This window comes from Parafrankia colletiae, from assembly GCF_001854655.1.
Classification (GTDB): Bacteria; Actinomycetota; Actinomycetes; order Frankiales; family Frankiaceae; genus Parafrankia; species Parafrankia colletiae.
Map to the genome: position 1 here is coordinate 1 of NZ_MBLM01000025.1, position 12,942 is coordinate 12,942.

Annotated in this window: 7 protein-coding genes; all 7 read left to right on the forward strand. The window is 72.5% G+C overall.

Going from position 1 to position 12,942, the window contains the following annotated elements; all coding sequences use genetic code 11:
• The first annotated feature begins 291 nt into the window (after positions 1–291).
• Positions 292–3,711: a fused isobutyryl-CoA mutase/GTPase IcmF gene (gene icmF, locus CC117_RS04335; RefSeq protein WP_071082468.1), complete on the forward strand. Its 3,420-nt coding sequence runs from the start codon at positions 292–294 to the stop codon at positions 3,709–3,711.
• A gap of 220 nt (positions 3,712–3,931) precedes the next feature.
• Positions 3,932–4,438, forward strand: coding sequence for a MarR family winged helix-turn-helix transcriptional regulator (locus CC117_RS04340; protein WP_071082469.1), 507 nt, complete (start codon positions 3,932–3,934; stop codon positions 4,436–4,438).
• Positions 4,439–4,646: 208 nt separating this feature from the next.
• On the forward strand, positions 4,647–5,837 hold the full coding sequence (locus tag CC117_RS04345) for a cysteine desulfurase family protein (protein WP_071082470.1): 1,191 nt from the start codon (positions 4,647–4,649) through the stop codon (positions 5,835–5,837).
• A 31-nt stretch (positions 5,838–5,868) separates the two neighbouring features.
• Positions 5,869–6,927, forward strand: coding sequence for a tRNA 2-thiouridine(34) synthase MnmA (gene mnmA, locus CC117_RS04350; RefSeq protein ID WP_071082471.1), 1,059 nt, complete (start codon positions 5,869–5,871; stop codon positions 6,925–6,927).
• Positions 6,928–7,138: 211 nt separating this feature from the next.
• Complete coding sequence (locus tag CC117_RS04355) at positions 7,139–8,248, forward strand: methionine synthase (RefSeq protein ID WP_071082620.1); 1,110 nt, start codon at positions 7,139–7,141, stop codon at positions 8,246–8,248.
• Between the two features lie 64 nt (positions 8,249–8,312).
• Positions 8,313–10,403, forward strand: a complete 2,091-nt coding sequence (ligA, locus tag CC117_RS04360) for an NAD-dependent DNA ligase LigA (RefSeq protein ID WP_071082621.1) — start codon at positions 8,313–8,315, stop codon at positions 10,401–10,403.
• A gap of 140 nt (positions 10,404–10,543) precedes the next feature.
• Positions 10,544–12,853 (forward strand): putative bifunctional diguanylate cyclase/phosphodiesterase, encoded by a 2,310-nt coding sequence (locus CC117_RS04365; RefSeq protein ID WP_241829835.1) that lies wholly within the window; start codon positions 10,544–10,546, stop codon positions 12,851–12,853.
• Positions 12,854–12,942 lie beyond the last annotated feature (89 nt).

A 12,942-nucleotide genomic window follows, 5' to 3' on the forward strand; every position in this document is an offset into this window, starting at 1 on the left:
CGGGAGCAGCCCCTACCTGTGTTTGGGGCACGTTTCCTGCAGCCGACGAGGCGTGTTCGCACCTGGTGCGGCTGAACGGACCCTGGTCGTGCCGCACCTGGTGCCGTACCTCACAGCATGCATCGGGCCGGGGTGGCTGTAGGCCCTCCCGCTGCTGGTCGGGCGCCTTGACGGCAAGCGGTGTGGTGAGGCAGAGGCGGGCTCCGGTGGCTCCAGTTTGATGGACGTCCTACTATCGGAGTGCCAACGAGGGGCGTTGGCACCGGAGTTCCGTCCAGGGGAGCGAGCCGCATGAGCGCAGTCACCGTGGCGGGTCACGAGACCCCCACCCTGCACGTGCCTGTCTGGCCGGTGCGCGTCGTCACCGCCGCAGCCCTGTTCGACGGGCACGACGCGGCGATCAACATCATGCGGCGGATCCTGCAGGCGCAGGGCGCCGAGGTGATCCACCTAGGGCATGACCGGGGCGTGGACGAGGTCGTCACTGCCGCCATCCAGGAGGATGCGCAGGCTATCGCGATCTCGTCCTACCAGGGTGGGCATGTCGAGTACTTCAGCTACCTGATCGAGCGACTCCGGGCCCGGGGTGCCGGGCACATCCGGGTCTACGGCGGTGGCGGTGGTGTGATCGTCCCCGAGGAGATCGAGCTACTGCATTCCCGTGGCGTCGCGCGGATCTTCTCCCCGGAGGACGGGCAGCGGCTCGGGCTCGCACTCATGGTCAACAGCATTGTTCGCGAGAGCGACGTCGACCTGGCCGACGACGCCCCTTCGGTCGCGCAGGTGCGCGGTGGCGACGAGACGGTGCTCGCCAGGGCGATCACCGTTCTGGAAGCGGGGCGCGACGAAGGCTTCGCGGCCGGGCTGCGGGACGCGGCCGACCGAGGGCCCAACGTTCCGGTGCTGGGTATCACGGGCACCGGCGGTTCCGGGAAGTCGTCCCTTACCGACGAGGTGCTGCGCCGCTTCCGGCTGGACCAGGGGGATGCGCTGCGGATCGCCGTCCTCGCCGTCGACCCGACCCGGCGCCGTGGGGGCGGTGCGTTGCTCGGTGACCGGATCAGGATGAACGCACTGGCGGCACTGCCGGACAACGGCGCTGCCGCAGCTGCGGATGCCGCGCCGGCGTCCGGCGCCGCCGCCGCAGTCGCCACCGCCGTCGACGAGTCCGCGCCTGCGGCCGGCCCACGGGCGTTCTTCCGCTCCTTGGCCACCCGTAAGGCGGGGCGGGAGCTGCCGGAGCAGCTCGCCGACATCATCGCGGCCTGCAAGGTCGCCGGGTACGACCTGGTGATCGTGGAGACGCCCGGCATCGGCCAGGGCGACGCCGCCATCGTGCCCTTCTGCGACGTCTCGATGTACGTGATGACGCCCGAGTACGGTGCGGCCTCCCAGCTCGAGAAGATCGACATGCTCGACTTTGCCGACGTCGTCGCCGTCAACAAGTTCGAGCGCCGGGGTGCGGAGGACGCGCGGCGCGACGTCGCTCGTCAGATGGTCCGCAACCGAGAGGACTTCGGTGCGGCGTGGGAGGACATGCCGGTGTTCGGCACCTCGGCCGCGCGCTTCAACGACGACGGCGTCACCGCGCTCTATCTGTTCCTGCGCGCACTGCTGCACGATCACGGCCTGAAGCTCGACGCGGGTGTGCTGGCACCGGTCGACGGGCGGGTCTCCTCGGGCCTCACGACTGTCGTGCCGCCGAGTCGGGTGCGCTACCTGGCCGAGATCGCGGATGCGGTGCGCGGTTATCACGTGCACACCGAGGAGCAGGCGTCCGCCGCGCGCCGTCGGCAGCATCTGACGACTGCGATCACCGAGCTCGATCGGTACGTCGGCTCCGCGGAGGCCGACGGATCCGAGGGGTCGACGCGTTCTGTCAGCTCGGCCGGCGCGGCGGACAGGCTGCGAGAGCTGCGGGACGCTGCCGACGTCGGGCTGGATCGCGAGACCCGCGAGCTGCTCGATTCCTGGCCGGCGCTGCTCGCCGAGCGCTCCGGGGACGAGATGGTCTACGTGGTGCGCGGCCAGGAGATCCACACGCCGCTACGGCGGGTCACACTCTCCGGGACGTCCGTGCCACGGGTCGCTGTTCCGGACATCGACGACGACGCGCGGCTGGTGCGTTTCCGCCGCCGGGAGAACCTGCCCGGGATGTTCCCGTTCACCGCGGGGGTCTTCCCCTTCAAACGGACCGGTGAGGCCCCGGCCCGGATGTTCGCCGGCGAAGGCGACCCGTTCCGGACGAACCGCCGCTTTCACCTGCTCTCCGCTGATTCTCCGGCGACCCGGCTCAGCACGGCGTTTGATTCGGTGACGCTGTACGGGCGGGATCCCGGCGCCCGGCCCGACGTCTACGGGAAGATCGGCACCTCCGGGGTGTCGGTGGCGACCCTCGACGACATGAAGGTCCTTTTCGCGGGCTTCGACCTGTGCGCGGCGACAACAAGTGTCTCGATGACGATCAACGGGCCGGCGCCGGCGATCCTCGCCATGTTCCTCAACACGGCGATCGACCAGCGGATCGAGGCCTTCCGGACGGAGCACGGCCGCGAGCCCTCGGCGGCGGAGACGGCCGAGGCGGCGGCGTGGGCGCTGGCGAACGTGCGGGGCACGGTACAGGCCGACATCCTCAAGGAGGACCAGGGCCAGAACACCTGCATCTTCTCCACCGAGTTCGCGCTGCGCTGCATGGCGGACATGCAGCAGTGGTTCATCGACAACCGGGTACGGAACTTCTATTCGGTGTCGATCTCCGGATATCACATCGCGGAAGCCGGCGCGAACCCGATCAGCCAGCTCGCGTTCACTCTCGCCAACGGATTCACCTATGTCGAGGCGTACCTGGCGCGCGGCATGGACATCGACGACTTCGCGCCGAACCTGTCGTTCTTCTTCTCCAACGGCATGGACGCCGAGTACAGCGTGATCGGCCGGGTCGCCCGGCGGATCTGGGCAGTGGCGATGCGCGAACGTTACGGCGCCTCGGAACGCTCCCAGAAGCTCAAGTACCACGTGCAGACCTCGGGCCGCTCGCTGCACGCGAGGGAAATGAACTTCAACGACATCCGAACGACCCTGCAGGCGCTGTGCGCGATCTACGACAACTGCAACAGCCTCCACACCAACGCCTACGACGAGGCGGTGACGACGCCCACCGAGCAGTCGGTCCGACGCGCGCTGGCGATCCAGATGATCATCGACCAGGAGTGGGGCCTCGCCGGGAACGAGAACCCGCTGCAGGGTTCCCATGTGATCGACGAACTCACCGACCTGGTCGAGGAGGCCGTCCTCGCCGAGTTCGAGCGGATCTCGGAACGGGGCGGTGTTCTCGGCGCGATGGAAACCGGCTACCAGCGCGGCCGGATCCAGGACGAGTCGATGCTCTACGAGCGGCGTAAGCATGACGGTTCGCTGCCGATCATCGGGGTCAACACATTCCTTGGGCCGGATGTCGACGAGAAGGATGCCGGCCCGCTGGAACTCGCCCGGGCCACGGAAGAGGAGAAGCAGTCCCAGCTGCGGCGCCTCGCGGACTTCAACGGCCGTAACGCGGACGCCGCTGCGCTGGCGCTCGACCGCCTGCGGAAGGTGGCCGCGGCCGGTGGCAACACATTCGAGGTGCTGATGGACGCGGCGCGGGTGTGCTCGCTGGGGCAGATCAGCGCGGCGTTCTTCGACGTCGGTGGTCAGTACCGGCGCAACATCTGACGCGGGCGCGCCGTCAGGCCGTCGGCGCCACTGCCGGGTGGCCGGGTCCGGGGGCCCGGTCACACCGACCGTGTTCCGCCCCCCGGGATGTCGCCGCAGCTGTTGCCCCGCTGGGCTGCCGCGGCGCAGCGGCCCTTGGCCGGGATCCGCGCGGGTCGGTCGGAATGGCATAGTGGATGGCGCCGTCTGTCCGACGACCCGCATTTGGAGAACCGCACCCGTGACGCAGCCGAAGCCTCTTCCGGCCGACCCGATCGCGGAGGCGCACCGGCAGTGGAAAGCACACGGATGGGGCGGCGTGGCGGATGGTATGGCCGCCGTCACATCGGTGATGCGTGCACAACAGATCCTGCTTGCCCGGGTTGACGAGGTGCTTCGCCCGCTCGATCTTACTTTCGCCCGGTACGAGCTCCTCATGCTGTTGTTGTTCAGCCGGAAGGGCTCGTTGCCGCTGAGTCGCATCGGAAGCCTGCTGCAGGTCCATCCGACCAGCGTCACCAGCGCGGTCGACCGTCTGGAGGCCCGTGGGCAGGTGCGCCGGCAGCCACATCCGACCGACCGGCGGGCCGTCCTCGCCGAGATCACGGACGAAGGCCGCGCGACCGCACTCGCCGCGACCACCCGCCTCAACGAGAGCGTCTTCGCCGACCCGGGCCTGCCCGAGAACGGGGTGACCGAACTGGTCGATCTGCTGACCGATCTGCGGAGCCGCGCCGGCGACTTCTGACCGTTCCCCGCGGCCCGCGCAGGACCGGCCCGGGTCTTCGCGGACGTCGTCCGGGCCGGGCCGTGGGGCCCTTCGCGCCGTCCTGCGGCGCCGGCCGCGGCCTCCCGCGACGGGCACCCCGGCCGCCGGTGAGCAGCGTTGCAGGCCTGGTCCGGGTGGGCCCGTGAGTCCCGGTGGGTGGGGCGGGCGACAGCTACCCTCTACAGACGTGACCTACCTCGACCACGCGGCGACCACGCCCATGCGCCCGGAGGCGGTCGAGGCGTTCACCGCCGCCCTGGCTGACGCGGGAAACGCCTCCTCGCTGCACGCCGGCGGCCGGCGCGCGCGCAGGACCGTCGAGGAGGCGCGGGAGTCCCTGGCCGAGGTGCTCGGCGCGCGACCATCCGATGTGATCTTCACTGGAGGTGGGACGGAGAGCGACAACCTCGCGGTGAAGGGCCTGTACTGGTCGCGCCGTGCCGCCGACCCACGGCGGCGGCGGCTGCTGGTGAGCGCCGTCGAGCATCCCGCGGTGCTGGACACGGCGTCCTGGCTGGCCAGGCACCAGGGAGCCGTCCTGGAGCTGCTGCCGGTGGACGGGACGGGCCTGGTGGCGCCGGAGGTGCTGCGCGCCGCGGTGGGCGACGATCCCTCCTCCGTCGCGATGATCTCGGTGATGTGGGCGAACAGCGAGGTGGGAACCATCCAGCCGGTCGCCGAGCTGGCCCGGGTCGCGCATGGCTGCGGCATCCCCTTCCACACCGATGCGGTGCAGGCGTTCGGGCAGGTCGAGACGTCCTTCGCCGCCAGCGGGGCAGACGCGCTGACGATCAGCGCCCACAAGATCGGCGGGCCGGTGGGGGTCGGTGCGCTGCTGGTGCGGCGCGGTCTGGAACTGGAGCCCATCGCGCACGGAGGCGGGCAGGAGCGCGACATCCGGTCCGGCACCCTCAACACCCCCGGTGTCGCCGCGTTCGCGGCGGCCGCGCGGGCCGCCCGGGCGGAACTGCCCGCGGAGCAGGCCCGGCTCGCGGCACTGCGCGACGACCTCGTACGCCGGGTTCTGACCGAGGTTCCCGGGGCGACCCTGAACGGCGCGCCGTCCGGGCCGGGCCGGTTGCCGGGCAACGCCCATCTGACCTTCCCGGGGTGCGAGGGGGACTCGCTGCTCATGCTGCTGGACGCACACGGTGTGGAATGCTCGACGGGTTCCGCCTGTTCGGCGGGAATCGCGAGGCCCTCGCATGTGCTGTTGGCTATGGGTGCCGACGAGGCGCATGCGCGCGGATCGCTGCGCTTCTCGCTCGGGCACGGCTCGGCGGCGCGGGATGTCGATGCGCTCGTCGCCGTGATCGGCCCGGTGGTGGAACGCGCCGCCCGGGCCGGTGAACTCGCCGGGCTCAGTTCCCGAGGCTGAGGTCCGCAGAGGGAGTGGGATCGTGGGCAGGATGAAGGTGCTCGCGGCCATGTCGGGCGGGGTCGACTCGGCGGTGGCCGCGGCGCGGGCTGTGGACGCCGGCCATGACGTGACGGGCGTCCACCTCGCGCTGGCCCGGACCCCGGCCTCCGACCGGGTCGGCTCCCGTGGGTGCTGCACGCTGGAGGACGCCCGCGACGCCCGCCGGGCCGCGGACGTGCTCGGCATCCCCTTCTACGTCTGGGATCTCGCCGACCGGTTCGAGTCCGAGGTCATTGATCAGTTCGTCGCCGACTACTCCGCCGGCCGCACCCCGAACCCGTGCGTGAGCTGCAACGAGCGCATCAAGTTCGCCGCTGTGCTGGACCGGGCGCTGGCGCTCGGCTTCGATGCGGTCGTCACCGGCCACCACGCCCGTCTCGACCCGGACGGGACGCTGCGCCGCTCGGTCGACCTGGCCAAGGACCAGTCGTACGTGCTCGGCACACTGCGTCCGGAGCAGCTGGCCGCGGCGCGCTTCCCGCTCGGGGACTCGACGAAGGAGCAGGTCCGCGCGGAGGCGGCGCGCCGTGGCCTGGGCGTTGCCGACAAGCCGGACAGCCATGACATCTGCTTCGTCGCCTCCGGCGACACCGGGGCGTGGCTGCGCGAGCGGCTGGGCCCGCGGCCGGGCCCGATCGTGGACGCGGGCACCGGCGAGACGCTCGGCGAGCACGACGGTGCCTACGCCTTCACGGTCGGGCAGCGCCGGGGCCTGCGGCTCGGCCGCCCCGCCCCGGACGGCCGCCCGCGGTACGTCCTCGAGCTGTCCCCGGTGACATCGACGGTGACCGTCGGGCCGGCGGAGGCGCTGGATATGCGCAGCCTCGTCGCGGAGCGGATCGTGTGGCCCCACGAGGGCTCCGTGTCATGTACCGCGCAGGTCAGGGCCCATGGCGGTGTCGTCCCGGCGATGGTGACGGCCCGTGGGGACGAGCTCGACGCGCGGCTGGCCGAACCGGTCCGCGGCACTGCCGCGGGCCAGGCCGTGGTCTTCTACGACGGGGACCGGGTCCTCGGCGGCGGGCGTATCCGCTCCCTCGCCGGCTGACTCGTCGTCGTCCGACCCGTTCCCGCCTGACCTGTTCCCGCCTGACCTGTCGCACCGATTCCCTGGCCTGGCGCGGGCCCGAGCGCTGCTGGCTCCGACCATGGGCGCGGCGGTGCCGGTGCGGGCGTGGCTGGTCAGCTGTGATCCGCTGTGGTCCGCTGCCCGCGATCCGGGGGCGGATGCGGGCGGAGACGAAGGAGTCGATGTGGCGATGAACTGGTCTGCGGTGGAGCGGGAGCCCGAGCGGGTCCCGGCGGCGGACGGTGCCGGCCAGGACCGCGGCGACGGTGTGCCGGCCGCGCCGAAGGGGCTCCCGTGGGCGGCGGGGTGCGTTTCCGGTGTCGGCTCCCTGCCGGGCGTCGACCCGGTCGAGGCCGCACGGTACGTCCTCGGGGAGGTCTCTGAGCTGCCGTTCCTGCCGGAGCTGCCGAGCCGTGGCCTGGGCGCCGACATGATCGGCCGGAGTCTGGCCGTGCTGGTGGACATGCCGGTCGACCACCAGCCCTCCGGCTGGCGGCTGGTGCCCCGCCCGGGGCTCGAGCTGCGCCGAGCCCGTGATTTCCTCGAGCACGACCTCGACGTGTTCACCGAGGCCGCGGCGGGCTACACCGGCCCGCTCAAGGTCGCCTTCGCCGGCCCCTGGACGCTGGCGAGCTCGGTGGAGCTGCCGCGTGGCCACAAGGCGCTCTCCGACCAGGGGGCCGTCCGCGACATCGCCGAGGCCCTCGCGGAGGGGCTGGCACTCCTCCTCGCCGACCTCGGCCGCCGGATCCCGGGCGCGCGCCTGCTCGTCCAGATCGACGAGCCGTCCCTGCCGGCGGTTCTCGCCGGGCGGATCCGTACCCCCAGCGGCTTCTCGGCGGTGCCCGCGGTGGAGGAGGGCCCGGCCATCGAGTGGCTCGCCGCCGTGCTCGGTGCCGCCGAGGCGGTGGGACCCGTGGCCGCCGCCGGCGTGCACTGCTGCGCGCCGCAGGTGCCGCTCGACCTGCTGCGGCGGGCCGGCGCGCGGTTCGTCGGTCTGGACGCGACCCTGCTCACCCGGGCCGAGGACGACGCCGTGGGCGAGGCGGTCGACGCCGGCCTCGGCCTCATGTTCGGTCTGGTACCGACCTCGCGCGGCGCGGATCTGTCGGACCCCCGCCGTACGGTCACGGTGGCGGTGGATCTGTGGCGCCGGCTCGGCTTCGCACCGGATCGGCTCGGAGAGGTGGTGGCGGTGACACCAACGTGTGGCCTGGCCAATGCCAGTCTGGACGACGCGCGGTCTGTTCTGCGCCACTGCCGTCAGGCGGCGCGCGTCCTGGTGGAATCTCCGGAATGAGAATGTCCGCCGCAGTGCCGCGGGAGCGAGCGCGGTGAGCGTTGAGGAGGTGGCTGCCGAGCCGATGAGTGCCAATGTGAGCGATGCGGCGGGGGCCGACGGCGGAGCTGACACGGATGACCGGGCGCGGGCTGCCGACCTGGCCCGGGAGCTGGAGGAGCACGCCCACCGCTACTACGTGCTCGATGCGCCCACCGTCTCCGATGCCGAGTACGACACCCTCATGCGCGAGCTCGAGGCGATCGAGCAGCGCCGTCCGGACCTGCGTACGCCCGACTCGCCGACGCAGAAGGTGGCGGGCTCCTACTCGACGCTGTTCACGCCGGTCGCGCATCTCGAGCGCCTGCTGTCGCTGGACAACGTGTTCACCGAGGAGGAGTTCCACGCCTGGGCGGCGCGCGCCGCGCGTGAACAGCCGGTCACGGCGTGGCTGTGCGAGCTGAAGATCGACGGGCTCGCGGTCGACCTCGTCTACGACAACGGCGTGCTGGTGAGCGCGGCGACCCGCGGTGACGGGCGCACGGGGGAGGACATCACGCCGAACGTGCGCACGCTGCGCAGCGTGCCGGCCCGGCTGCGGGGGGCGGGCGTGCCGGAGCTGCTGGAGGTGCGTGGCGAGGTCTTCTTCCCGACCGCGCGCTTCACCGAGCTGAACGCGTCGCTGGTCGAGGCGGGGAAGGCGCCGTTCGCGAACCCGCGCAACGCCGCCGCGGGGTCGCTGCGGCAGAAGGATCCCAGGGTCACCGCGGGCCGTCCGCTCGACATGATCGTCCATGGGGTGGGCGCCCACCGGGGGTTCGAGGCGACCTCCCAGTCGGCGGCCTACGCGCGGCTCGCCGAGCTGGGCCTGCCGGTCTCGGCTCGCCACCGGGTGTTCGCGGGCGTCGACGAGGTGCTGGCGTTCATCCGTGAGTGGGGTGAGCACCGGCACGACGTCGAGCACGAGATCGACGGGGTGGTCATCAAGGTCGACGAGTTCGCCCAGCAGCGGCGGCTCGGCGCGACGTCCAAGGCTCCCCGCTGGGCGGTCGCGTTCAAGTATCCGCCGGAGGAGGTCACCACCCGGCTGCGGGACATCAAGGTGAACGTCGGCCGCACCGGCCGGGTCACCCCGTTCGGGGTGCTCGAACCGGTCAAGGTGGCGGGCTCGACGGTGGCGATGGCCACTCTGCACAACATCGACGAGGTCGGGCGCAAGGGCGTGCTCATCGGCGACACCGTCGTGGTGCGCAAGGCGGGTGACGTCATTCCGGAGATCGTCAGCCCGGTCGTCGACCTGCGGGACGGCTCCGAGCGGGCGTTCGTCATGCCCACGCACTGCCCGGAATGCGGCACCGAGCTGGGCCGTCCCGAGGGCGAGGTGGACATCCGGTGCCCCAACACGGTGTCGTGCCCCGCGCAGCTACGGGAGTCCGTGTTCCATCTGGCGTCCCGCGGGGCGCTGGACATCGACGGGCTGGGATACGAGACGGCGACGGTCCTGTTGGCCGAGGGCCGCATCCGCGACATCGGTGACGTCTTCCACCTGACAGCGGAGTCGTTCGACGGGCTGCGCGGCTTCGCCGACCGGAAGATCGAGCAGATCCTGCGCGGAGTCGACGCGGCGCGGGACCGGCCGCTGTGGCGGCTGCTGGTCGGGTTGTCGATCCGGCATGTGGGGCCGACGGCCGCCCGCGCGCTGGCCCGAGAGCTGCGGTCCCTCGACGCGATCGCCGCGGCGCCGGCCGAGCGGCTCGCCGCTGTCGACGGGGTCGGGCCGAAGATCGCCGACGCCGTCGTCGACTGGTTCACCGATCCCCGTCATCGTGATCTGGTCGCCCGGCTCGCTGCCGGCGGCGCCCGGCTCGCGGACGAGGGGGCGGGCGAGGGCCCCGGACCGCTCGACGGCGTCACCCTGGTCATCACCGGCACGCTGGACGGGTGGAGCCGTGACACCGCCACCGAGGCGGTGCAGGCACGCGGCGGCAAGGTCACCGGGTCGGTCAGCAAGAAGACGACCTTCGTGGTGGCCGGTGCGGACCCCGGGACGGCGAAGTACGAGAAGGCGCGCAGCCTGAAGATCCCGCTGCTGGACGAGGCCGGATTCACCGCCCTCCTTGATGACGGAGTGGATGCGGCCGGGGTGCATGCCGTGCTCGAAGGGGATGAGGGGTAGCCTTCGGATCCTGGCAGCGAAAGGTTCATCACGGTGAGCAGTCATACGTACTGTCGCGTTTCGGTGCGCCGGCTGGGCGGCTCCGGTGTGCCCCTGCAACGCGTCGCCAGGTCGACTCAGGACAAACCAGGACGTTGTTGATGCGCGGCCGCGGGCTCCGACTGGCCGGTGCGCCCGCTGCGTCGCCGCAGCCGCCAGGACCGGTCCGGGCCCGGGTGCTCGGCACGGTCGGATGCCTCACGGCGCTGCTGATCATCGGGGTGGGCCTCTGGCGCGGCGGCCTCAGCGACCTGGGTATCGCCTTCGTGCCGCTCGCCGGCCTCGCGCTGGTCGTCCGTCCGCAGGCACAGCTGTCACTCCTGTCCGGCGTGCCGGTGGCTGGCCGGGCGCGGCTCGGCGGCACGGACCTGAGCGGGACCTTCCTGTTCGCGATCCTGCTCGGCTGGGGCGCGCCGGCGGCGCTCGCCGTCCACCTGGTCGTCGCCCTGCCGGTCCGGCGGCGGGGGGTCCCCGCCTGGCAGGTGATGGCGTGGGTGGGGCGGCGCGCCCTCGGTCTCGCGGCGGCGGGGGCGGTGGTCGCCGCCTGCGGTGTCGACCACGATCTCGGCACCGAGGAACTGCCCGCCGTGGCGCTTGCCGCGCTGGTGCTCTTCGTCATCGACGACCTGCCCTGCCCCGTGCCAGGCCCGCTGTCCAGCCTGTCGCCCAGCCCACAGCGAAGCCCGTCGGCGGGCCCACAGCGGCTGGCCGGCCGTCGCCGGGTGGCACTCGTCGAGCTGCACCGGCGGGTGGCGGCCGGGGCGGCAATGCTCTCGCTCGCGCCGCTGATCGTGATCGCCGCCGATCGTGGCCCGTGGCTCGCGCTGCTGCTGCTGCCCGCGCTGCGGGTGGTGGGCCGGGTCGGCGAGGCCGTTCGGCAGAAGGAGCACGAGGCCCGCCACGACGGGCTCACCGGGCTGCCGAACAGGGCGGCGCTCGCCGAGCGCGCCGCGCTCAGCTTCGCCGCGGCCGAGCACAGCGGGACACGCGTCGGGCTGCTGCTCCTCGACCTCGACCGGTTCAAGGAGGTCAACGACCGGCTGGGACATGAGGTCGGGGACCGGCTGCTGGTCGTCGCGGCGGCCCGTCTGACGGCCGCGCTGCGGCCCGGGGACGTCGTCGCACGGCTCGGCGGGGACGAGTTCGCCGTGCTGCTCCCCGCCCTGCCGGCGGGCCCGGCGGGCCGGGCGGTCGCCGCCGAGGTGGCCGGCCGGGTCCGTGGGGTGGTGCGTGCCGGGTACGAGATCGACGGCCAGTCCTGCGAGATCGACGTGAGCGTCGGCGTGGCGCTGTACCCGGATGACGGCAGCGACCTGCCGGCGCTGTCGCGCTGCGCCGACGTCGCGATGTACGCGGCCAAGGAGCACCGGCTGGGCATCCAGGCCTACGGGCCGCAGGACGCCCGCCGGGCACGGCTGCGCGCCCGCACGGCAGCCGAGCTCGGCTATGCCCTCGACCAGGGGCAGCTCGAGCTGCACTACCAGCCGCAGGCGGAGATCATCGACGGGCGGGTGCGGCGGGCCGAAGCGCTGCTGCGCTGGCGGCACCCCAGCCGCGGCCTGCTGTTGCCGGGGGTGTTCGTACCGCTCGCCGAGTCCACCGGCCTGATGCGGCCGCTCACCTCGTGGGCGATCGATGCGGCGCTGACGCAGACGGCCCGCTGGCGCGCGGCCGGCATCCCGGTCGCCATCGCGGTGAACGTGTCCTCGCGTGATCTGGGGGACCCCCGGTTCGTGGGCTCCGTCGCGAGTGCACTGGCCGCCAGCGACCTCCCGGCGGACGCACTCACCTTCGAGGTGACGGAGAAGGCTCTCACCGCGGCCGGGGGAGACCCGGCCGGCGCCCTTCGCGACCTCGCGGAGCTCGGCGTCTCGGTGAGCCTGGACGACTTCGGCACCGGCCTGGTCTCACTCGAGGCCCTCCGGCGTCTGCCGATCGACGAGATCAAGATCGACCGGACGGTGATCCGCCGGATGGAGATCGCCGTGCGTGATGCCGCCTTCGTCCGCGCTGTGGTCCGCCTCGCCTCCGACCTGGGGCTGCGGGTTGTCGCGGAGGGCGTCGAGACGCCCGCGGAGTGGTGTCGGCTCGCCGGGTTCGGTGCGCACGCCGCGCAGGGCTGGCATGTGGCGCCGGCACTGCCGGCGATGCTGCTCACGCCCTGGCTTGCCGAGCCCGCCGACGGACTGACCGGGCTTGGACTCGGAGCGGTCGGAGCGGGGAGCGGGAACGGAACGGCGCCCGCGACCGGCCTCGGGCCTGAGGCCGGGCCGCTCGCCGGGCGGTCGTCCGGGGAGCCCTGGAGCGAGCTCRCCTGCTGTGGGCAGCCTCGGCGTGACGACGGCCGGGCCGGCGCCGGGCGCCCGGACGGGCCCGGCGGTGACGCCGTCACTCACTCGCGACCGCGCTGACCGTTGCTGGTGGCGCCAGGCGAGCCGTCCGTGCTGGATTCGCCTGCGATGTGACCGTGGCCTGCGATGTGACCGTGGCCTGCGGTGTC

Excerpts from the sequence above, each read along its gene's own strand:
- icmF (WP_071082468.1), top strand. The coding sequence starts at position 292 with ATGAGCGCAGTCACCGTGGCGGGTCACGAGACCCCCACCCTGCACGTG.
- mnmA (WP_071082471.1), top strand. The coding sequence starts at position 5,869 with ATGAAGGTGCTCGCGGCCATGTCGGGCGGGGTCGACTCGGCGGTGGCC.
- CC117_RS04355 (WP_071082620.1), top strand. The coding sequence starts at position 7,139 with ATGAACTGGTCTGCGGTGGAGCGGGAGCCCGAGCGGGTCCCGGCGGCG.
- ligA (WP_071082621.1), top strand. The coding sequence starts at position 8,313 with ATGAGTGCCAATGTGAGCGATGCGGCGGGGGCCGACGGCGGAGCTGAC.